The sequence below is a fragment of the Mongoliibacter sp. genome (assembly GCF_007692705.1).
Classification (GTDB): domain Bacteria; phylum Bacteroidota; class Bacteroidia; order Cytophagales; family Cyclobacteriaceae; genus Mongoliibacter.
On record NZ_REBN01000093.1, the window covers coordinates 1 to 23270 of the forward strand.

General features: G+C 38.0%; 15 protein-coding genes and 1 pseudogene. 5 read left to right on the plus strand and 11 right to left on the minus strand.

Annotation, left to right across the window (positions count from 1 at the left end; genetic code table 11):
- Positions 1–113 precede the first annotated feature (113 nt).
- The 4 genes from EA341_RS03245 to EA341_RS03260 all read left to right on the plus strand — a co-directional run bounded on the left by EA341_RS03245 (position 114) and on the right by EA341_RS03260 (position 2716).
- A complete protein-coding gene (locus EA341_RS03245; RefSeq protein ID WP_293011266.1) occupies positions 114–407 on the plus strand; it encodes a hypothetical protein in 294 nt (97 codons plus the stop codon).
- A complete protein-coding gene (gene tnpB, locus EA341_RS03250) occupies positions 407–754 on the plus strand; it encodes an IS66 family insertion sequence element accessory protein TnpB (protein ID WP_293011268.1) in 348 nt (115 codons plus the stop codon). The genes EA341_RS03245 and tnpB overlap by 1 nt, the downstream gene beginning before the upstream one ends.
- A 74-nt stretch (positions 755–828) precedes the next feature.
- Positions 829–2346, plus strand: coding sequence for an IS66 family transposase (locus tag EA341_RS03255; RefSeq protein ID WP_293011270.1), 1518 nt, complete (start codon positions 829–831; stop codon positions 2344–2346).
- 169 nt (positions 2347–2515) lie between these two features.
- Entirely contained in the window at positions 2516–2716 is a 201-nt protein-coding gene (locus EA341_RS03260; RefSeq protein WP_293011272.1) for a hypothetical protein, read from the plus strand.
- A 32-nt stretch (positions 2717–2748) separates the two neighbouring features.
- Here EA341_RS03260 and EA341_RS03265 read toward each other — a convergent pair.
- From EA341_RS03265 to EA341_RS03315, 11 genes and pseudogenes are all read right to left on the minus strand, one after another.
- Positions 2749–2892 (minus strand): annotated as a pseudogene (locus EA341_RS03265) (transposase); the annotation flags it as partial.
- A gap of 593 nt (positions 2893–3485) precedes the next feature.
- Positions 3486–4418 (minus strand): DUF1735 domain-containing protein, encoded by a 933-nt coding sequence (locus tag EA341_RS03270; protein ID WP_293011275.1) that lies wholly within the window; start codon positions 4416–4418, stop codon positions 3486–3488.
- A 19-nt stretch (positions 4419–4437) separates the two neighbouring features.
- Positions 4438–6189, minus strand: coding sequence for a RagB/SusD family nutrient uptake outer membrane protein (locus EA341_RS03275; protein ID WP_293011277.1), 1752 nt, complete (start codon positions 6187–6189; stop codon positions 4438–4440).
- A 20-nt stretch (positions 6190–6209) separates the two neighbouring features.
- Positions 6210–9263 (minus strand): SusC/RagA family TonB-linked outer membrane protein, encoded by a 3054-nt coding sequence (locus EA341_RS03280; RefSeq protein ID WP_293011279.1) that lies wholly within the window; start codon positions 9261–9263, stop codon positions 6210–6212.
- Positions 9264–9284: 21 nt separating this feature from the next.
- The gene (locus EA341_RS03285; RefSeq protein WP_293011281.1) at positions 9285–11120 is read right to left on the minus strand and encodes a RagB/SusD family nutrient uptake outer membrane protein; all 1836 of its coding nucleotides are present in this window, start codon (positions 11118–11120) and stop codon (positions 9285–9287) included.
- Positions 11121–11132: 12 nt separating this feature from the next.
- Positions 11133–14321, minus strand: coding sequence for a TonB-dependent receptor (locus EA341_RS03290; protein ID WP_293011283.1), 3189 nt, complete (start codon positions 14319–14321; stop codon positions 11133–11135).
- 379 nt (positions 14322–14700) lie between these two features.
- A complete protein-coding gene (locus tag EA341_RS03295) occupies positions 14701–15723 on the minus strand; it encodes an alpha/beta hydrolase (protein WP_293011285.1) in 1023 nt (340 codons plus the stop codon).
- Positions 15724–15767: 44 nt separating this feature from the next.
- Positions 15768–17330, minus strand: coding sequence for a glycoside hydrolase (locus tag EA341_RS03300; RefSeq protein WP_293011287.1), 1563 nt, complete (start codon positions 17328–17330; stop codon positions 15768–15770).
- A gap of 30 nt (positions 17331–17360) precedes the next feature.
- Positions 17361–19334: a sulfatase gene (locus EA341_RS03305; RefSeq protein WP_293011288.1), complete on the minus strand. Its 1974-nt coding sequence runs from the start codon at positions 19332–19334 to the stop codon at positions 17361–17363.
- A 282-nt stretch (positions 19335–19616) separates the two neighbouring features.
- Positions 19617–21038: a sulfatase gene (locus EA341_RS03310; protein WP_293011290.1), complete on the minus strand. Its 1422-nt coding sequence runs from the start codon at positions 21036–21038 to the stop codon at positions 19617–19619.
- 188 nt (positions 21039–21226) lie between these two features.
- A complete protein-coding gene (locus EA341_RS03315) occupies positions 21227–22552 on the minus strand; it encodes a hypothetical protein (RefSeq protein ID WP_293011292.1) in 1326 nt (441 codons plus the stop codon).
- A 300-nt stretch (positions 22553–22852) separates the two neighbouring features.
- On the opposite strand from EA341_RS03315, the gene EA341_RS03320 reads away from it, so the two are divergent.
- Positions 22853–23110, plus strand: a complete 258-nt coding sequence (locus tag EA341_RS03320) for a helix-turn-helix domain-containing protein (RefSeq protein WP_293011294.1) — start codon at positions 22853–22855, stop codon at positions 23108–23110.
- The last annotated feature ends 160 nt before the right edge of the window (positions 23111–23270 follow it).

Consider the following 23270-nt stretch of genomic DNA (forward strand, 5'->3'; position numbering starts at 1 on the left):
TATGGCAGATGTTCTGATGCGACACAAATATGGAAAGACGTCTAACTGGATATCTGTATCCGTCCGATAAACCCCATATTTTTTGATAACTGTTTGGGCTTTAATCTTGCATCATGAAAAAGATCAGCAACAACGAATATTATGAACTGTTTAATCGATGGCAGGTTTCAGGAAAGACCAAAGCCTCCTTTGCCGAGGATGAAGGCATTTCCAGAACAACATTTTATTATTGGTGTAAGAAGTTCAGCATTGAGGAGGCTTCTCCAGCCGGCCAATCTTCGTTTTCTGTGATCACCCCTGATCTTGGTTTTCAAAGAGAACCGGTTGTCAGGATCAGTTATCCATCGGGAGTGAGCATTGAGTTTTTCGGAAAGGTGGAGATTGAATCGGTCAAAGAACTTCTTTGATGCTTGCACTATCGAGTTCTACTAGATACTTCATGTATAAAGAGCCCACCGATATGCGCTTCGGCATCAACTCACTTTCAGGCCTTGTTCGGAACAAACTTGGCTTTGACCCGATGAACGGTGATGTCTTTGTATTTATTGGCAAGCGTTCCAACCAGATTCGCATACTCCAGTGGGATAGAGACGGTTTTGCGATGTATATCAAAAAGCTTGAGAAGGGTACTTTTGAACGTCCAGTACTCTCTGGAAGCTCAATTACAAGCAGTCAATTGAACCTTCTCTTACAGGGGGTAAGACTTGAATCGGTGAGCTACAGAAAGCGATATGACGCCTTAAAAAGAGTGTAAAAAAAGATGCTTTTAGAGTGTAAAAATAGCCTCTAAATGTATTCAGAGCCACTTTTTTATGATATCTTTATGTCATGGAAAACGGGGAGAAAGACTACAAAAAGCTATATGAAGAAGCTCTGTTGACCATATCTGAAAAAGAAGAAAACCTGCTCAGAAAAGAAGAGATAATCTCAGACCAGCAGTTCGAACTCGACAAACTCCGCAGACATCTTTTTGGCTTCAAGAGTGAGAAGCGCACAAACAATGTAGGGGACGACCAGTTGGGACTTTTTGAACTTGGTACCACAAAATCGGTACAGGAGGAACTTTCCGGATCAGTAACCGTGGCTGAAAAGCCAGCTCCAAAGAAAAGAGCCAAAGGTACAGGGCGTATGTCCCTTCCCGAAGAACTCAGAAGAGAAGAAGTGGTGATCCAGCCAACTGAATCCACCGAAGGCTGCGTGATCATAGGAGAAGAAGTGACAGAAATGCTTGAGGTGGTTCCTGCATCGTTCTATGTAAAGCGTTATATCCGCCCCAAGTATGCCAGACCAAACGGTGAAGGCATCATCATCGGAATCCTTCCTGACAGGGTGATAGAAAAAGGGATCCCTTCTGAATCCGTAATCGCCCAGATGACTGTTGACAAATACGTTTACGGGATGCCACTCCACAGGCAGATAGATAAGTATTCCAAAATGGGTGTACGTATCCCCGCCTCAAGTGCATCGGATTGGATCATGAAAGGCTGGGATCACCTCAGACCACTCGGGGAACTGCTCCGACTGATAGTCACCAGTCAAAAATATCTCCAGGTAGATGAGACACCGATAAAGGTTCTGGACAGGGATCACAAAAACGGTATACATCAGGGTTACATGTGGCTTTATCATGCTCCTGTGGACAGGCTCGTATTATTCGATTACCAAAAGGGCAGGGATCAGTCAGGTCCCAAGAAAATGCTTGCAGATTTTAAAGGCATCATCCAGACGGATGGCTTTACAGTCTATGATTCACTTTATGGCAACCATCCGGATATCCATCTGACTTTCTGTATGGCGCATGCCAGACGGAAGTTTGTGGATGCCGTAAAGGATGATGAAATACAGGCCAATTACATACTCGACGAAATCCAGAAACTATACCTCCTTGAAGCAAAGATGCGGGATGAGGCGATGGACTGGCAGCAGCGGACCGCATTGAGAAAGAAACATGCGGAGCCTGTACTGGAAAACCTCGGCAAATGGCTGGAAGAAAAGCAGTACAGCTACAGACCCAAAAGCCCTATGGGACAAGCCATAGCATACGCCTGTAAAAGATGGGCGGGACTAAGTGCATATGTATTGCACGGGCAGATGGAAATCGACAACAACCTTGTGGAGAATGCAGTACGGCCTATGGCAGTAGGCAGAAAAGCGTATCTTTTTGCCGGATCCCATCAGGCAGCTGAAATGACCGCAGCCATGTATTCATTCATGGCCAGCTGCAAAAAGAATAAAATCAACGAGTTTGATTGGCTCAAGGATGTGTTCGAAAGAATCCAGAGTCATAAACAAAAAGACCTTTATCAACTTCTGCCTTCAAACTGGCAAGAGTACCGCCCTAAATAAAATTCCAGACTTTAACCCGACGGGTTTTGTCGGATGGATACGTTTGTTTGACCTTGCATTTTTCTATTTATAATAAAATATGATACTATCAAGGCAAGTAGCAAATCAACCTTTGTTATCCTGAATTTATCTTCTGAATCGGTAAGTAGAACAATGGAAATTACTGAAAATGGAATCAAGCAAAGTAGAAAAAATATTGTTTTTGGCACTTCTGTTGGAAACATATAGTCCTGAGATTCAATCAGGGGAAGAATTGAAAGGAGTAAAAACAATATTCCTAGAAATACATATTTTAAAAATACATGAATTTGCATGTTACAATTATTTTGTCTTCTTTAAACAATATGTGTATCCGCATCATTACACGTAAGGATGAACAGCTGCAACAATCAATCGGTCAAATTACCCTTCACCAAAATATCTTCGGTTAAGTTTATAGACGAATTCATTGAGGTAGTTCTGTAAATATTTTTACGTGATCATGTGATGTATTCCCAATAGATTTCTTTTTAGGTTACTGATTCCTTTATGTACCCATTCTAGGGAGCTTCTCCTTCTGCAATAGCTGCGCTCAAAGAATTTATCACCGCTGAACCAGTAATGCTTGGTAATGGATTTGCAGGTTTTACAGCATATTCCTGTCATTTCTCTGCTCTCTTTGATATAAACTTCGCAGCTTTCTTCATCTGGAAAGTATTGCAGAAATTGAAGTGTCATCATAATGTTTCCTATTTATAATTTAAAAAAGAAACAACCACAATTGCTACTCAACTACTAAATGACAGGTTCAAATTTTGTTACATGCAATCAAACGGATATACCTAAAAATATTATTAGACTTTTTCATCAAGGAAATCTCTTTAAAATTATTCCCTTTTTCCACATTGTCTATCATTATAATTGATCGAAAGGTTCTTTCTTTTTAATAAACCAGTCTCATTTTTACAACTTTTGAGAGTTGGAAAACAATTTTCAATCCCTTTTGAAATTTGCTGATTTAGAAATTCCCTGAATTCAAAGAAGAATTGCATTGTATGATTCTTTAATTATCCGAAAGCCTTTTTCGATTAAAATTAAATATAGAGTTCAAGAGGCTAAAGCCCCTTGAACAATAAACAAATAAACCCAAACTGTACTGATCACCATTCTTCAAACCTCAGATCATTTTCCGGGGCCTGTCGAATCGTAAGTAATTCTGTAACTTCATATTGTCTTCCTTCCCTTTGAAAACTATATTCCAGATCAAAGGTCCTATTTTCAGGGTCATAAGTACCTGTTCCACTTAATCCAAAAATCCCAGGACTTTCACTGGAAACAGAAACTTCATTGCTCTCCTCGTCTAATGAAAGTATTAAAGCAACATTCCCAAAAGTACCCACTCCTGAAGTGGAAACTGAAAACCTGTTGATGGTTGCCAGGTTCCAGGTTGGGTTCCTGATAATATCCGGGTTATTGTATTCCTCTTCGCCAATTACTTCCCCATCATTTCCTACCTCTACTTGAATCCCTTGTTTGTAATAGGTACCATGTAAAGGACTGATATATTTTACTACTACGATTGTATAATCTTTAGGAGCAGTAATAGCATTCCCTGTTTCATCAAACACACCAACTGCAACAGAATCTGTTGATGTATTTGTGATCCGTATGGGAAGAGCATAATGGTTACCTGTTGCTAATGGATCATCTGTAAAGGCATCCCTGTTTAAGGTCACAGTGACATCTCCTATAAATGTCCCGGCATTTACTACCATTACATCATTACTGAAGGCATAATACTCCTGGGGGAGGAGTTCAAATTCATTATTACCTACAATATCAGAATCAGAGAGTAAACTTGGATCAACTTCAAATTCAACTATTTCATTGACCTCATTGGTTCTTTTCCCACCTAGGGCCACACCTACTTTGAAATTCATATCATCATAAGCCACTATAGTTCTTAATGGTCTTTGCGTACCGAAATAAACGATCGAAAAATCAAAATCTGTGATGAATTCTTCATATGGAGAACATGCCAGGAAGTGTATCAAGGCCAAAATCAAACCTATATTTTTAAAATATTTTTTCATGATTATTTAAATTTATCGTTTACCATCCGAGGTTATTCACAAGGTTTTGACTTTTTACAACTTCATTGTATGGAATAGGCAAATAATAATATTTCACCTCATTGAAGTTTCTTTTTTCTACAGACACATAGTCATAATTGAATTCACCATCTTCCTCTTGGTTGATCATTACTCCCATAACATCTTCATTAAGGGGTAGAAGCCACCTCCTCATGTCAAAGTATCTGTGATTTTCGAAGGCAAGTTCAATTCTCCTTTCGTTTTGGATTACTTTTCTGAATTCTTCTTTCCCGGCAGCTGCCATTTCTTCTATATAAGAATGATTTTGGATTCCAGCATTACTCCTGATTGACTTAATGATTTCCAGTGCCGATTGGCTTTGTCCAGGACCAAAACCCATAGGCCCATAAGCTTCATTGGAAGCTTCTGCCAAGTTTAAAAAAACCTCTGTCCTTCTCAATAAAACATGGTAATGGTGGTCATTTCCAGGGTTTTCGACATCGGTCAGTCCTGGCTGGACTGACAACCATTTTCTAAGGTAATATCCGGTTCTGGTATTTTGTGGATTGCTTGACCTGGAGTCCCTTCCTCCCTCAAACACTTCAATCGGTGACCCATTCAGTTCAACTCCATTATACAAAACTGTCCATGCCAATCTTGGGTCTCTCCCCTCATAAGGATTATTAGGGTCAAAGTTGGATCTTGGGTCACTTATGGGGTAACCATTAGCCATTGGGAAAGAATTGACAAGGTTCTGGGAAGGGCCCAACCGTGCATTTCCAAACTGTCTTATAGGATAGTTTTGCACTTCAAGAGCCCTGTCATTATGGTAATTTCTAAACAAAAACTCCTGGGGTGTAATATTTGCGTTAAAATCATTCGGAGTTAATCCTGAAAAATCACCGATAAGCTCAATTGCTTCCTGAGCATATTCAGCAGCTCGTACCCATTTATCTTGAAATGACTGGCCATTGACTACAGAGTATTGCCCCATTCCATCAAGCCTTACCACATCATCAGGTTGGTAGGCTGGAGAAGCAGCATAAATACCCAACCTTGCCTTTAATGCCAAGGTGGTTTGCTTATTGGCTCTACCCAGATTCTGAATTCCGAAAATCGGGTCATTCCCTGAATATTCAAAAGGTAAATACAGGAATGCCGAATCTAAATCCTGGGTAATCTGAGCCACACACTCTTCATAGGTATTTCTGCTGAAACTATCCAGATCGGCAGCTTCTTCTGAGGACAAAGAGTTTAAAACTATCGCATATCCCAAAGCTTCTCCCGTATTGGTCTTCCCACCAAACTGTTGTAATAACTGAAAACCCCACCAAGCTCTTAAAAAGAATGCCTCCCCCTTAAGATTGATTCTTTTCGCCATATCGGCATCAGGGTCATTGAGGTTGTATATAACATTCGGCCCTAGGCCTCTTTCAAGAAAGATATGAATGTTCCTGAATTGATTATATGCATTGTCCCAACCACCGATAGGATCTGTCTGTACTGTCAATCCTCCTGACCCTACCCTGTAAATGGCTCCAAAATTATTTGTAACTGCATTATCAGTGGCAGCATCAAGGAAGTCTCCACTGTAAGCCGAGGTGACTGTATTAGGAATATTTGCATAGGCATTCATCAGAAAACCTTCAGTCCTGACCGGAAGTCCAAAAGCAAAATCATCCCCGTAAGTATTATCAATGACAGGTTCCAAATCCATGTTGCAAGAACTGAAACCCAGAATTACAAATGATATAAATAATAATTTTTTCATAGTTCTTTTCTGTTTTCGAATTAAAAGCTGACTGCTACTCCGCTGGTTACTGTTCTAAAGATTGGGTAGTTGGTTACTCCTGCATTCAGCGCTTCGGGATCCAATTCTTTTATAGCTGAAATCACAAAAACATTGGTCGCTCTGACAAATAACCTAATATTCTTTACCGTCCAAGCAGCATTTGCAAGTGAGTAACTCAATTCTACATTCTTTAGTCTGAAGAATGAAGCATCCTCTAGCCAAAAGGTAGAACCTCTAAAATCATTTACAGCACCTAGTGTGGTCAAAGCAGGGACAGATCCTCCAGGATTGTTCTCAGGATGAAAACGATCACGGACGAAAGCACTGTATTTACCTTCACCGCTGTTTCTGTAATAGCTGTTATTTCGCATGGTATGAACACCAAGTTCAGAAGTACCTAAAACAAATAGTCCAAAACCTTTATAGTTTAAACTGAAGTTTACTCCTAAAGTAGTGCGGGGAAATGAATTCCCTATTGCTTGGACATCCCTCTCATCAATAATTCCGTCACCGTTTAAATCTTCGTAGGACAGGTTCCCTACTCCATATGGGCCCAATGCCTGAAACGGACTACCATCTACTTGAGACTGATCACGGAAGATACCGTTGGATACATAGCCAAATATGGCATCAGAGGGCCGTCCTGTCTGCCTCAAATATTCATCAGGATGAAAGACTTCATTGGTTCTGAGAACCTCATTTTTCACATACAAAAAATTCCCTCCCACACTCCATGACAAGTCTCCGAAAGACTTTATGTAATTGATTGATGCATCAACACCCTGATTGGATACCTGTCCCCAATTCTGGGGAACATTAAGGTTACCATTTATTGAAGAAAATAAAGCACCTGGGTTATCAAAAATGATATTGTCTCTAAATTCATTAAAATAGTTCACTTCAAACCTAAGCGAATTATTCAAACCAAATCCTTCAATTCCAATGTTTACTTCTCTGGAAGTTTCCCATTCAAGATCAGGGTTTCCAAAATTATCAAATCCAGTTCTTTGGACATTATTTTGGTTCCTTTCATTAAATTGTACTGATCCATTATTAAAATATCGTGTATCATAAAGGTAAAAGCTAGTTCCTGCATCATATCCCAGAATACCAAAACTTCCTTTTACCTTAAGGAAATCAATAGAGGTTGAATTCATAAAGCTTTCTTCTGAAATGATCCAGGAAGCTCCAACAGCCGGAAAAAACTTAAACCTATTTTCCTTAGCAAAACGATTACTTCCCATCACTGCTCCTGTTGCCTCAAAATAAAATCTATTGTCAAAAGAATAGACTGTTCTCAGGAAGGTATTGGTATTTTCAATGTTCTGTCTTCTATCGCTGTTTTCATTTAAATAATAAAAATGCGAGAGGTTTGCCTTGATGGCATGCTTCTCAAACACTTTGTCATAATTCAGATTTGTTATCCAACCTGTATTTCTACTGATATTGTTTCCCTGTTCTGTTCTATTTCCGGAAATCACCCTATTCTGCAGTTGAACATAATCAACTCCATCATCTGAAGGAAAAACTCCATACCGGATAGGGTTATTGATTTGACTTGCAGATTGAAACTGATAATTATCAAAGGTAATGTAACTCTTGGCCGATAATCCATCCAGAACATCATCAAGCTTCAGGTTTAGCCCAAAGTTTGTTTGTCCGTAAAAGTATTGGTGCTCCTGAAAGCCCCCATAAACCATATTCCCATATAGAGAGTTCGGTCTAATATAGCTACCTCCCTGCGGTGGAATTCTTTCCTGTCCCAAAGGTGTATCCGCACCTTCAAAATTAGGATCGTCAATTACAAAAGGATATTCATTTGGACGATGGGAGCTAATGGCACTGAATACAGCATCCTGATTTAACTTCCCCCAACGTCTACTTTCGATAATTCCATTTCCATCAATAAATGCAGATAACTTGTCGGTTACTTTAATATCAAGGTTTCCCCTGATGTTGATTCTGTCCTCTTTCGGTGTATTTCCGACTTTCTCCACCCCTTCTGTTCCAATATAACCGACCATAAATGCGTATCGTGCATCTTCATTACCTCCTGAATATTCAACATTGGCTTTCCTGAAAGGATTGGAATTCCTTAAAAAATAATTGACATAATCTGCATCCGGGTAAAGAAGATCATTCTCACCTGTGCTTTGCCTATAGCCTTCAATTTGTTGTTCAGAATAAAAAGGGCTAAATCCATCGTTTTGCCTAGCTTCATTGTATAAAGTAGCATATTCTGCACTTCCCAAGTATTCCGGCATCCTGGTAGTCATGGTGACTCCATACTCAACAGATGCTTTTATTACCCTTGTGTTTTCTCTCCCTCTTTTTGTGGTTACGAGAATGACTCCATTTGCGGCTCTTGGTCCATATAGAATTTTAGCACTTGCATCCTTGAGAACTTCTATGGATTCAATTTCTTCAGCAACTAAAAATTCTATAGGTCTTTCTATACCATCGACTATGGTCACAGGAGCATTTCCACCTAATCTGCTCAATCCTCGAACAGCTAAGGTTGGTACATTGTTACCGAGTCCACCTTCATTCATCCGCACTGTCAAACCTGCCAGACGGCCTTGAAGGGCATTGGAGAGCACAATATCGGGTTGTGATTCTATCTCACTACCGGAAATAATATCAACTGACCCAACTAATTGTCTTTGGGTAGTACTTATGCCCGTAGGCAGATTGACAACATCATTCCTGGAGTCAAAGACCAGCGTTTCTGTAAGCACTATGGTGCTTTCAACGCTTGTAGACCTTAAATTTATGACCTTTTCTTCATAACCCCTTGCTGAGATAATCAATACATTATTGGTGGTAGCTTTTATACTGAATTCCCCATCTTCATTTGAATACGCTTGTAACAAGCCTTCACCCAAAGTCACTGTAGCATTGTGAATCGCTTCCCCATTGCTATTAACTATTGTTGCGTTAATATTCAGTTCCTGACCACCAGAACTTCGACCCTGCTGAGCCTTACCATCTTTAATCCCAAAAAGGCTGATGATGGCAAAGAAAATCATTATATGTAAGTATTTATATTTCATGGTTTTCATGTTTTGGGTTATTTACCATCCAGGGTTTTGCTGGAAATTGAATAAGTTTTGAGCGTCAGAAAATGCTACCGGATACCAATAATGCCTGAGTGAAAAAATACGTTGCTCGGTAGGAAGATCAATTACTTCATAAGTAAAGTCTAAGGTTGATTTATCTTGCACCTGTTGATGCCCACTTGGTGGGGTTGCTACCAAACCTCTGATAGGCTGGCTGAATACTTCTTCAGCAATCATCCACCTCCTTAAATCATGCCATCTATGATTTTCCCACATCAATTCTACTGCTCTTTCATTTCTTATTTTATCCCTAAAGATTTCTTTAGAAGAAGTGAACTCGGGTAGCACATCAGGCATTCCAACTCTATTCCTGACTACATTGATTGCCTGGACTGCGGTCAATCCATAACCTTCAGGATCCGCATTTGGCCCATATGCTTCATTCATTGCTTCAGCATAATCCAAATAAACCTGTGCCACCCTTATAAAAATATTATTGAGGTTGTATAGAGTATATTGAGTGGTAAACTGGTTGGCCTCAGGCCAAATGTATTTGATACACATGTAGCTGGACAGTACCCTATCCCTGGTGAAATTACTTGTAGTAGTAGATGAATAGTCTCTTCCTCCAACATATAATTCCTGATACAATTGTTGGCCAGCATTATTCACTCCCCAAGGCTGACCTGGTACCAAAATATTATTGTAAAAACGTGGATCTCTATTTTCAAAAGGATTTTGAGGATCATATCCGGATCTTGAGTCATCAATAGGGTATGCTGTTCCATCATTAATTACTTCAAACATATCTACTATATTTTGTGTCGGATTGGAAAAAGCAGTGGCATCATTTCCAGTTCCTCCACTGAAAAATTGGGGTAAATAGTGTACCCTTAATCCTCTTGCTTGCGCTCTCCTATTTCCATCCATATTGTACCATAATGACTCATCACTCATCTGTACACCTTCCTGATAAAAGATATTTTCATATTCCTCTCCAGCCATCAGTCTAAACCTGTGTCCACCTTCACCTGATATGATGTATTGTAATGTTTCATGGGCATATTGAGCCGCTCTAACAGTCCACTCCTGGCCATAGTCAAGGTATTGAATTGAGTTTAGCCCATTCTGCATCAAAGGGCTTGCAGCATAAAGCGCCGCCATTGACTTCACTGCATAGGCAGCACCTTTGGTAGCCCTACCAAATTCATTGTCATTCCAAACATGGGGAAGGAATTCAATAGCCTTATCTAGGTCTTCCATTATCCATTCAGAGCTTTCTGAATAGGTCAGCCGGGGCAGATCCAAATCATCGTCAGGTGTAAAGGAATTCTCCAAAATTGGCATTCCACCCCACCTTTGAATAATCTGAAAGTAGTACCAGGCCCTAAAAAAGTGAGCCTGTCCCAATAATTCATTTCTTTGGTTTTCTGTTATTGCCGGAATTGATTCCACGCGTTCGATTACTTTATTGGCAATCCTGATCGCATAAAAAGAATTTGTAATCACATTTCCCCGAGGGCCACCTGTAACACCGCCCCAGCCTAATTCTCCTGTTCCAGATCTATTAATCCAAGCTCCAGAATTCAAAATCTGATTTAAAGGTCCTGTGAACAATGATCCGGCTTCATCCGAAAGAGCATTAACAGTTGTTCTTTGCATATTTTGTGAATCCCAAGCATGAAAATCCAGTAAAGATGGGTATAGGTTATCAAGAAAACCCCTTGCACTTTGGTACTCTGAAAACACCTCATCTTCTGTCAGTCCAAAGTCAGGAGATACATCCAGAAATTCCTCACAGGAAGTAAACAGGATGCAAGCAGTTAATAGTATTAGTATATTTTTATTCATGATTTTTAATATTTAAAATGAAGCCCTCAATCCAACATTATATCTTCTTACTATTGGATAGGTGGAGGTACCACTTGTTTCGGGGTCAATTCTATCGTCCAGATATGACCAGGTCAATAGGTTATTTCCATTGACATAAACCATGAAGTTTTTGAAACCAATCCTTTGCAAATAATTTAGATTAAGCTTGTAATTGACCTCTGCATTTTTGAGTCTGATATAAGAACCATCAACAAAAAGTAAATTACTGTTTGTCGTATTATGATTGTTTGCCAAATGCACTGATGGTCGGAGTGTTTGTCCAGGTCTAGCAGTCCCAGGCGTCCATCTTTCGAGGGTATTTGGCTGTGCATTTATAAACCCATTATTAAAATCCCAATACATCAGGTCTGGGAAAACGTACCCCACGTCAGTAACAGCATAAATCAAAGCGTTCACACCGAAATTTTTATAGGTGAATCCAAAATTCAAGTTAAATGTCCTCCAAGGGTACTGCACATTCTCCATAGCCACCTCATCATTGGCATCAGTCTGCCCATCACCGTTAAAATCTACAAACATCAAATCTCCCGGAGTTAAGTTTCCCTGTGAAATACCGTGTATGGGAGTTGGACCATTATAAATATCATCCAAAGAATTATAGTTACCCGCTGTCAGAAGCCTTGATTGCCAACCTATTGGTTTTCCTGCTTCTCTCAAATAGTCAGGCAAGAGCCTTGGGTCATCTCTAAATACGATTTGATTCTCTGAAAAGGCTGTTCCGAAATTGATATAATAATTGAAATCCTGAGTGACTCTGTCATTCCATCCGATTTCTATTTCATAGCCTCTGTTTTTGGTAGCACCTATATTCCCTGTAGCGATATCAGCTGTTCCGAAAAATGAAGGTTGCGTCCTTCTTTGCATCAAAATACCTTCTCTTGCCTCATCAAAAAGTTCTACAGTCAGATTAAGTCTATCGAATAAATCTGCTTTAACAGTAAAATTATGGATGGTACTTGTTTCCCATGTTGAATTTGGGTTAGCGGGAGTCCCTTCAATATATCCAGGACCAAAAGGTGTCAAGTTATCAAAACCAAAACTTACTGGAGCACCTGTTGAATTAAAGGTTTGGGCGTATTGGAACCTTGGGCCTCCATCACTACCGACTATACCAAATGAATAATTCATTTTCAGAAAGTTTAGCCAATTGCCTGAAACTGCTTTAATAAACGGTTCTTCAGAAATCACCCATCCTACGGCCATGGAGGGGAAGAAACCAAACCTCAAGCCTGGGGCAAATTTTTCCGAACCACTATATGTAGCATTTGCTTCAAAGAGGTACTTGTCTTTATAGTAGTAATTTGCTCTTCCGACCCACTCTTCTCTTTTTGCTGGAAAGCCGCCTCTTCCGGTATCCACCTGTCTCCACATCAAAGCTGAACCACTTAAAGTATGGTCATTGAACTTTCTTTTGTAATCAAATTGAAACCTGTAATTGAGTCTCCTGTTATAAGCAAAAAGTTGTGGCAAATTAGAGGATATCGGTCCAACCTGTTGGTCATCATTTGGGAACCTGATCTGACTTTGTAAAGGATAGCTCACGGTTCCATCAACATTCTCGATGGGTTGTGAATAATCATATTGCCTATTGAATCTGATAACATCTATATTAGCAAATCCACCACCTATACCACCCCTCAGAATCTGCCTTTCATAATTTGAAAATGAGGTGTAGTTGATGGCACCTGTAAATCTTAAACCTTTGGTAATGAAATCCAATTTTTGATTCAATTGGGCATCATAAAATCCTTGGTAATAGTTATAAGTTCTCTGTCCTCCTTCATTGATGGCCATAACCATATTATGCTCACCGGCTACAGACTCACCATATATTCCATCGGGATATCTCAATGGAAAAGCATTCACCGGAGCCTGGAAAATCCGGTTAAAAAACTGAGGTTGACCAAAGCCATCTTCCCCTCCTCCATCAATCCTATATCCAGGCTGTGTTCTGGTTCTGTAATTTCCTGAGAAGTTAACGCTCAGTCTTGTTGTTGGGGTAATATCAAAATCAAAATTAGAACGCCAATTATACCTTTCCTGACCAAAGGCCGGATCGTATTGTTCTTGAGGTACTGTTTGGAAAATGTCACCATCATTTCTGTACCCTAAGGAGACGAAATACTTTACAAAATCAGTTCCCCCTCTTGCATTAAGATTATACGTTTGTTCGTAACCTGTGCCTAAAAGTTCATCAAACCAATTCACTTCCGGAAAGAATGGATTATTGGGACCCCTTTGATCATAATTCTCCGTCCAAGCGCCAATAGTTGATTGAGGAATCAATTGACCCCAGTTTCTGTCGTTTGTAGCTGCTTCATTCCACATTCCCATCGCAGTGAGGTAATCTGCATTTGTCTGTCTGGCAGTTGGTTCTTTAATGCCGAAATTTGAAGTGAAATTAAACTGAGGTTTTCCAGACTCCCCTCTTTTAGTGGTGATCAAAATAACTCCATTTGCTCCCCTTACGCCATAAACAGCAGTCGCAGAGGCGTCTTTCAAAACAGAAATTGATTCAATTTCATTTGGGTCTAAGTTGTTGATATCACGTTCGACACCGTCAACAAGAGTAAAAGGCTGCTGGGAATCCCCACGCCATGAAGATCTTCCCCTAATAAACAGTTCGGCAGCATCTGAACCGGGTTTACCATTATCCATTACCGCTGTCAAACCTGGCAAAGCTCCTTGTAAGGCCTCAGAGACCGTATTTACAGAACCAACTCTTAAAAGATCATCTCCTTTAACCGTGGCAACAGATCCAACTAATGTCTGTTTAGTCTGTTCGCCGAACCCAACCACAATCACTTCACCAAGATCTGCAACATCAGGTTCAAGTTGCACTTCATAATTTGTCCGCGAGTCACCGGAAATATTGATTTCAGTTGATTTATACCCAAGGAACCTTATTTCCAATATTGCATCATCAGCTACCTCAAGTGAGAATCTCCCATCTAGATCGGTAACTGTTCCTTTTGTTGTTTCTTTTTCCAAAATAGAGACACCAGGCATGGGCTCTTCAAATTCATCTACTATAGTACCGGTTATAACAACCTGTCCATGGGCTAAAATAGGCGAAAGCATAAAAAATATTACAACTAAAGTCCGTTTTACGCAGGGAATCTGAATCAGGATATTATTTTTTTGTAGTAATTGTTTCATAGAATATTCATTTGGGATAGAATTTTAATAAGTGATTACTGCCTCTAAAGATTAAGTAATCGAATCAAAGAACTTCTATGAGTACATTTCTTTGATAAATAGGAGTTTGATTTCATAATTAGGTCGTTTTGGTTTGTTAAAATTTTGAATTTCACAATCGAGCTAAAACTACATTTTGTGACTATACAATTTTAAAACTTACTGGAAGACCTATTTATTAATATCCATTCAAATTCTATAAATTTTTAATCAAAAAATATAAAAACCTCATTATCAATTCTTTATATTAAAAACAAGTTTAATTAAAGGATCAATAATTTCAAGATATTTTATAAAAACAGCAAAAATAATTTGGTTTAATTCTTTCATTAAAGAGAGCTTATCTACTATTCATCCAAAAAATCATCATTTCAGGCCAGAAAGAAAAATCCATTCCAGGCTTACCCATGCCCACTCCATGGGGACCATGCTCAAATAAATGTAAAGTTGATCTGACACCGTTTTTTCTTAATGCTTGGAAGTACCTCATACTGTTCTCAGCCACCACCGCCGAATCTTCCCAAGAATGCACAATAAATGCTTCAGGAGTATTTTCTTTTACGTGTAGGTCATTTGAAAAATAACTCCTTTCTTCATCAGAGGGATTATTTTTCCCAGTCAGATTAACCACTGAGCCATTATGGGCGATATCTTTATCAAAACTTATTACCGGATAAACTAATCCATGATAAGCAGGTCTTGAAGAAATCTGGTCTATTTCATCTAACTCCTCATATGGTTCCAAATCAAACCTTGTGGCAAGGAAACTAGCCAGATGTCCACCGGCAGAAAAGCCTACAACCCCCGTTTTATTTGCTTGAAAACCCCAAGTTTTACCTTTCGATTTCACCCACTTCATTGCTCTGGTAACCTCTTGAAATTGGATTGGATAATGATAACCATTTTTAGCCACTCTATAGTCCAAAATAAAAACTTCATAACCTTCTTCTTGAAGCCTTTTTCCAAATTTTATAGGCAACCCCACCATAGCTACGCCATAACCCCCTCCTGGCACTAACAAAACTGCTTTGTTATTTTTTACATTTTTTTCAGCCGGCATATGGATAACCATGGTGCTTCCATCCTCTTCACTCACTTTCAATTTAAAAGGCGGAGTATTCCCCTCCCAAATATTATACTTTCCATACTCTTCATTTTCATTTGAAATATCGGTTAAAGAATCCTTGAATCTGCTGGTTTCTATCAATACATAGTCTGGGTCATTCCCTAAAATTTCTTGACTAATGAAGTTTAATGGTTTTGGTATTTGTGAAAAAAAAATAAACTGAAACCTAGAAATATAAATTTTAACCTGATGATCATTACTTTTGGATTTAATCTTTTTCAATAATTCAGTTGACATGTTTAAAGAAACTAAATTGAATGTACAATTCCGTAGAGAACTGTTCAATCTTTTTCTTTATCAAAAACCAATGTTAAAACCGATTTTTCAGGAACTGAAAAATTATTGTCACTCATTTCAACCAATTTCAAGTTACTTCTTTGGTTGGTAACATAGGCCTTTCCTTTCTTATCAGATTTGAAACCGTTGATATCAATATTTAGTTTATAGTCAAAACCGGATTGATTGATAAAAACTAAAACTAGTTTATCCTCCCCTAAAGAGGTAAATGCTGAACCTAAAACATCTGAATCCTGACTTTCCATACCTGAAATTTTCAAATCTACTCTTTGAAAGCCTGGTCGAATAAAATAGCTGTAATTCCCTAGGACCCAAAGCATTTTACTATCTTGAAAATCATCTCCGGACATAGTTTTAGGAATATAAATCAGCCCGTCTTTATAGTCGTAAGGCGAAACTGCCAACCACCAATGCCAGGCAGAAGCTTCTGCGAAGACCAAATCATTGTGTATTGCTTTCGAAATATAAAGTGCAGAATTCATTTCCAGATCTACTCCCTTCCCATCTATTTCACCATTGTTCCCTCCCAGTATACAATATTCAGACATCCAAAATTTTAATCCTTCAATTTCTGCAATTGCCTTTCTTAGCTTTTTCCTTTTTTTAACAGCTTTATCATTTGGTGAAGTGGTGAAATAACTGTGACCGGAAATACTTGAGCTTAAGTTTTTCAGGTCACCTAAGTAATTTTCTGATTCTGGATTAAAAAAGTCATCAATCTGGTCTGATCTTAAAGGTTTATCAAATTCGCTGAATAGGTACTCAATTCGCCCTGCCTCACCAAGCTCGATTTTAGTTTCAATTTCCTGTAAAATAAATTCTCTGTTCAAGTCCTTGACAATTGCCGCAATTTCAGCGTTTTTGTAGGGATTGCCTTCCTGGTTACCTTCTGCCCAGTCCCATTGGGGTTCATTGAAAGGGCTTACGTATTCAATATCAATTCCAAGGCTTTTGAATGCCCGTATTGAACTGACAATATATTTGGAAAAATCATTATAATTTTCCTCAGGAAGATTTGATTTAGCTTTCTCAGTAGGATAAGCCAAGCGATTAGAAGTCAACCAAACAGGAGGACTGTTCAAAAACAATAAAAAATTTTCTACATTTCTCTTTTTTGCAGCATTTGCAAACCAAAGTTGCCCTGAAAAATCCTCTTCTTGAAGTTTTTCATTCTTATCAATGATTGAAGAAGCTCGTCTCCAGGAATCTCTTATACCACTTTCCCTTCCTTGCTTTTTACTTCCAGCCCCAAGGTTAATTCTCCACATCGACAATCCAATCCCTTTTGGAGACCCATTAGTATTCTTCTCCCTGCTGAAGAGTAAATCGGCAATCTCATTTTTCACTTCTTCTGGCCATTGATTTAGATGTTGAATTGACCAAGCATCAGAAGCACCAAAATGATCAATAACCTGGTAACTTATTGTCGTATCTATGAGGACATCAACATTTTTAATGCTTTCACTTTCTTGCCCTAAAACTAAAAAAGAATTAAGAACTAGAAAGATCAGTGACCCAAATCGACCTGCTTTATTTTTATTTAGCATAGATTTTTCTGTGAGGTTTAATTTATTTTCTTAAAGTGAGAAAGATTTACCATTCCATTTGTAAAGCAGGACCTGGGATGACTGCTTCACCAAAAAATTCAAGCCTTTCCTACCTTCAATTTCTTTTACCAAATTATTCAATTCGTCAGTAGGTTCTAATAGATGAAAAAGTTCCAAAAGAACCAAAGTACAGTTTTTGTCTTTTTTAGATAATCCCACCTCAGATAATACCAGAAATGAGTCTTGGTCCCTTAGTTGATTATATAGAATCAGAGAGGATAAGGATTTTATTAATATGCCCTCTGAGTTTAATTGAGTTTTGATAATATCAATAGATTTTGTAGAAAGCTTTGGGTATTGAACCAATCCAATCAAGGACCAATACTTTTCTGAGAAGGACCCTGAACTTAATTTCTTAGCAAGAATGTGTTCATTCTTTTGTGATAAAACACCACTTAAATCAGCTAGATCAAATAGTGCTTCAACATTGTATTCATCTCTTGTTCTATAATCATATAAGAGCTCATGCTCTGATATTTGGTCGAGATAGAACTCTGGGAGAAATAAGATATCTTTAGAGGTTAGTATATTTTCTTTCAATTTACTTCTAAAGTCCTCAATGTCTTTTTCATACTTTTTGTCTGCAATCAAATTGTTTAGCTCCCAAGGGTCTGCTTCAAGATCATATAAATATTCTGTTTCCCTAGGTAACAATACTTCTGATTGTAATTTGTTCAATTTACCTTTCTTAAAATCCCTATCCATGATCTGGCTTATTTCCCCATGAATCATATAATGAATCCACCTTCTTTGAGGTGAAAATGGCGTAAATACTCTTGTATAAATCAAGTTCTCTTTCACCGCAGTCCTTTCAGTATTAAAACTATTATCTGACCGGTCGTTTGATAAATAAAGGTATTCAGAAGGGACTGTTCTTTGGTCTCCAATTATTGCTCTTCCAGAAAAATAGTCAGGAATTTCAACTCCTGCCAAACTTAACATTGTTGCAGCCAAATCTGTAAAATCAATTGGTTCTTTAATTTCTCTTTCCCTTCCCCAAGGGGAAAGCATTTTATACTTCTCCGGAATCCATATGATGAAAGGAATTTTAAATCCTTGACCGATACCATTTGTTTTTGCTCTAGGCATCCCTTGTCCGTGATCAGCATAGAAAAAAATTATTGTTTCATCTTTTAGGCCCGTGCTTTCTAAACTATCCAACAAAAGACCGATTTCATAGTCAGCTAAAGCTACTCCATTGTAAATTCTTGCAACCTGCTTTCTCATTTCAGGAGAATCCAGAAAATAAGGTGGCATTTCGAATTCATCCTCTCCAACCCTCAAATCGTCCGGCAATTTTTTCAGGACTTCTTTTTCGTAAAAAGAATAAGGGTTTGTCATTGTTCTGGATTGATGGCTGGCCATGAAATTAAAAACAGAAAAAAAAGGCTGGTTTGGCTTTCTATTCCAATATCCTGCTTTATTAGAACTTTCATTCCAGGATTGAGAAATGATTTTTTGAACCGAAGATGTATTATAGTCTGTTTTAGAATTATTGGAAGTATAGTAGCCGCTATTCTTTAAATAACTTGGGAAGCCTTTTATTTTTTCGGGGAGCTCATATTTAGACCTATGATTCCCTGTCCCCATTTCAAAAGTTTTTACACCCGTGATAATAGCGGACCTACTTGCAGAACAAACAGTACCTGTTGCATAGGCATTCGTAAAAACGTATCCTTCTTGTGCTAACTTATCTATATTTGGAGTATTAGCATCGGGGTTTCCATAAGCTCCGATAAATTGTGGAGAAGTATCTTCAATAACCAACCAAATGATATTTGGGGGCTCTTGTGAATTGGCTACCAATGGTGTATATAAGAGGTAAAAACAAACAAAAGCCAATCTGAAAAATTTAAAAGAATTCTCGATTTTCTTTAATTTGTTTTTCCCGTCTGCATTTGGTTTTCTCTCATAAATGCTACTCTTGAACTTGTCAATAACCATTACAATTATATTTGAAGTGATTTATGGATTTTCCAAAATTCATGTTTGAGATCAATCCTTTATTCCATTTACCAATTAAAAGGAAGCTACTTATTGAGATTTCAATAAGCAGCTTTTTGATTATTACCCTATGAAAATTTTATTTTATGGAAAAATTTCTCTAATACCCAAACATTAACTAAAACCTTCAAAAACCGGTCAGAGGTCATGGCCTGAGAGGTAAAGATTTAATTAAGTTTCATCAACCCCACACTACAAGTATCATTTGGCCATGACCATTTTTCACCTCTTTTTAGAAGGATCAAAATCAGGATTTGAAGTAGGCATTTGAGCTTGGACTTCATTCTTCCAGTTTTCCAATTTATTTATTAGGTCCCTACCAACCTCAGGAAATACATTTATCAAGTTTTCAGACTCACTGATATCTTTTTCCAAATCATACAATTCATAGGTATCAGTTTCTATATTATGAATCATTTTCCACTTTCCATTTCTAATTGCTGAATGAGGTACAGCTCCTTCAATATGATAATGAGGATAGTGCCAAAAAATACTCTCTCTTTTTAACTCTTGTTCATTCCCATTAACGAGTTCTGAAAAATCGATTCCATCCCAACGTCTTATTACCTTTTCAGGTACAACGGCATCAGCAAGTTTAGCTAATGTGGGGAGAAAGTCAGTAGAAATAATGGGAGTGGAATTCCACTTACCAGCTGTATTACCTGAAAGGTCTTTGATAATCAGCGGTACTCTTACTCCTCCTTCATACATATCTCCTTTACCGGACCTTAAAGGGTAATTGTTTGTAATGTTGTTGTTCTTTCCAACTAGGCCTCCGTTGTCAGAAGTAAAGACAATAATCGTATTGTCATACAACCCCAAGTCCTTAAGTTTTTGAATTAAAACTCCAACCGCATCATCCATATGCTCAACCATAGCAGCATAGGTTGGATTTTTCTGACTTAAATCATCACTTAAAAGTTTTTTATACTTTTCTATTTTTTCGGGTTTGGCCTGAAGAGGCGTGTGAACCTGGTAAAGCCAAAAGTTCAGGAAAAACGGTTCGTCTTTATTTTCCTCTATAAATGCGACTGCCTCTTTTGTCAGTCTGTCAGTCAAATAATCGTCATCTGGCAAATCGTCCATTCTCGGATTACCAAAAGGAGCAAAATATCCATTGTACCCTTCTTTTTTATTGCGGTTTGGAGCACCCTTTTTCCAACCACCTACATTCACATCAAACCCATGGTTTTCTGGCCAATATTTTTCATCTTCTCCTAAATGCCATTTACCAAAGTGCCCAGTAACATATCCAGATTCTTTAAATATTTCAGCCATGGTAACCTCCTCTTCATCTAGGAACTTAGTCCATTCAGGTACTTTTAGTTTGGCATGAGGAAAATTCCACCCTTCAATCCAATCAGTACAGTTTAAAGTTGCAGGATACTTTCCTGTCATTACACTTGCCCTGGTTGGGCTGCAAACAGTACAGGCAGCATAAGCATTATCAAAACTTAAACCTTCAGTCGCCAAGAAATCCACATTTGGTGTTTGGTAAAAATCACTTCCAAAAGCTCCAATATCTTTCCAACCTAAATCATCTACAAAAATAAATAATACATTTGGTTTCGCTTGATCTTCAAGTTTTTCATTACATCCGTTATTTCCTAAAATAAGGGCTAAAGTGATGAAAGTTAATTTCAAATATAAATGGGTTCTATTTGGTACCCTCATGAAGAATTCTGTTTATCATAGCCTGCATCTAAACTAGGTTGGAGATGCCGGGATATTTCCTATGTAGTTACTGAAAATTTTCTTACGGTCTAAGCTGATTTATTGCTATAGACTTATGGAGGTCATTTTATACAATCTCCCCAAGCCTAAGACAATACTCAATCTTTAAGAGGGATTTCGATATGCATATAAGAGTTTGCAGGTAGAACTACATTCCATTCATTTGGACTTTTCCTTTGGCCCAATGATCTTTCCGTTGTTGTTTCTAAGTTATCTTCATCCCACAATGTTTCTCTGACTGGTTTTAGGGAGTAATATCCTCCTTCAATTTTTAAGCTCGCAGTTTTTTCCATTTCAGAAGTATTGATAATATGTAGGGAGGCAACCTCATCATCCACAAAGACAGTGGACATTACATCTACATCAGTTGAATTTGATGAAGCGACATGTTTCCCTGTAGCACTATTAACAAGTGCTTTAAATCCTGAAAATTTGTAAGGTTGGACACCTCCGTTAAAATAAACTATTCTTCTTGTAGTCTGGTAAAAGTGAACATATTCAACTCCACCTCTAATGGCAGGTATGATATTAGCCATACCATCTACCAGATTCGTGATATTATCATTAGTTCTATATCTAGTTGCTTCTGTATGCCAAACTGGTCTGGTTGATTTTTGAACCAATTCAGCCCACTTGGCATCCCATTGACTTTTCGGGATATTATCATCATCATAAATGTGTGACCCAACAATATCCAATTGATCTTGGACACTTTCAACTCTGTTTATACCTGCTTGTAGCGCCCAAGTTTCCAATCCAACTCTTTTTATATCACCAAGTTTTTCCATTTGAACAAAAACCCTCCTATAGTCTTCTGAACTTGCGGGGTCTTCATTAAATGGCCCTAAGTAATCAACATACAGGTCATTATCTTCAAGCATTTGAAGGTATTGATCTATCCTTCTAGCATAAGCTGTCAGATTCAGATTATAGACATTGTTTGGGCAACACCCCATCATACTTGGAGGGAACTTATCTGCATTGTGCAAATTATTATTTTCGTCACCGTCACCATTAGCAACACTGGCAAAAAATTTAATATCAGGATTTACTGCCTTTGCAGATTTCATAACCTTGACTAAATTTTCATAAAAAGGATCGTCTGCCTGTCTCATGGCATAAATTGGAATCCTAAACATGGTCAAGTCCATTTCATCAAACATTCTTTGGGAAACCTGATCTGTATTTCCTTCTGCATAACCTTTCAATGAAAGCTTTGCATCAGCTCCAAACTTAACTTCCTGTCTTAATTCAGATGGGTCGAAACTAATTTGCAAATCCGCATTGATATCTCCTACATTAGGGTTGTTATTCCCATTTCCAGGCATGTTACTCAATACCTGTTCACAGCTTGAAAATATTGCTACTGAAAGGCAGCAAAATATCAAATTACAGTTGATTATAAACTTTTTTTTGGTAAACATATGTAAATAGGTTAAAGTGTAGATTTACTGAAATAAATCGATATTCAAATTTATTACCTTAACCCTTTTCTTATTCTTGATTTAAAATCAAATTACATAAACATTCATTCAAAAATTAGATAAAAGATTAAAATCAAGAAAACTTTTTCATCTCTTACAGATTGATGATAAAACAAAAGGTGGAAGTAAAAAGATAATGCAACTATCCGAGATTAAAAAAATCACCCCATACAGGGCTACCTTGTGAATTTTTCAAATAAAGAGATTCTATTTTAATCTTCCCAAATTGATAAACGCCATATGACACAGGTAGAACTCCTTACGAAAGATGACCTTGAAAACCTGAGGCTCCGCTTATTGGAAGATCTTATGAGGATGCTTGAACCCAAAAAAAAGGTAGTGAGGGATTGGATCAAAAGCGCCGAGGTCAGAAGAATTCTCAACATCTCCCACGGTTCTCTTCAAAACCTTAGGGTTAACGGAATGCTGAACCCTAGGAAAATCGGCGGGACTTATTATTACCGCACTGAAGAAGTCGAGGCATTATTCAAATCTTAAGATGATGATATATCCCAACGCTAATCAGAATAAAATAAGTATACTTCTTAACCGGGCACTCGGCGAATCTTCATTCACAGTTTATCACATCGCCATTTATACTGCATAGTTAGCTGAATATTTACTGAACGAAAAGGAAGGAAGTTTTAGAATCTCAAGA

Bases quoted from the DNA above. Each gene is read 5' to 3' on its own strand.
- EA341_RS03275 (WP_293011277.1), bottom strand. From the start codon at position 6,189: ATGAAAAAATTATTATTTATATCATTTGTAATTCTGGGTTTCAGTTCT.
- EA341_RS03245 (WP_293011266.1), top strand. From the start codon at position 114: ATGAAAAAGATCAGCAACAACGAATATTATGAACTGTTTAATCGATGG.
- EA341_RS03270 (WP_293011275.1), bottom strand. From the start codon at position 4,418: ATGAAAAAATATTTTAAAAATATAGGTTTGATTTTGGCCTTGATACAC.
- EA341_RS03290 (WP_293011283.1), bottom strand. From the start codon at position 14,321: ATGAAACAATTACTACAAAAAAATAATATCCTGATTCAGATTCCCTGC.
- tnpB (WP_293011268.1), top strand. From the start codon at position 407: ATGCTTGCACTATCGAGTTCTACTAGATACTTCATGTATAAAGAGCCC.
- EA341_RS03260 (WP_293011272.1), top strand. From the start codon at position 2,516: ATGGAATCAAGCAAAGTAGAAAAAATATTGTTTTTGGCACTTCTGTTG.
- EA341_RS03285 (WP_293011281.1), bottom strand. From the start codon at position 11,120: ATGAATAAAAATATACTAATACTATTAACTGCTTGCATCCTGTTTACT.
- EA341_RS03295 (WP_293011285.1), bottom strand. From the start codon at position 15,723: ATGTCAACTGAATTATTGAAAAAGATTAAATCCAAAAGTAATGATCAT.
- EA341_RS03255 (WP_293011270.1), top strand. From the start codon at position 829: ATGGAAAACGGGGAGAAAGACTACAAAAAGCTATATGAAGAAGCTCTG.
- EA341_RS03280 (WP_293011279.1), bottom strand. From the start codon at position 9,263: ATGAAATATAAATACTTACATATAATGATTTTCTTTGCCATCATCAGC.
- EA341_RS03315 (WP_293011292.1), bottom strand. From the start codon at position 22,552: ATGTTTACCAAAAAAAAGTTTATAATCAACTGTAATTTGATATTTTGC.
- EA341_RS03320 (WP_293011294.1), top strand. From the start codon at position 22,853: ATGACACAGGTAGAACTCCTTACGAAAGATGACCTTGAAAACCTGAGG.
- EA341_RS03300 (WP_293011287.1), bottom strand. From the start codon at position 17,330: ATGCTAAATAAAAATAAAGCAGGTCGATTTGGGTCACTGATCTTTCTA.
- EA341_RS03305 (WP_293011288.1), bottom strand. From the start codon at position 19,334: ATGGTTATTGACAAGTTCAAGAGTAGCATTTATGAGAGAAAACCAAAT.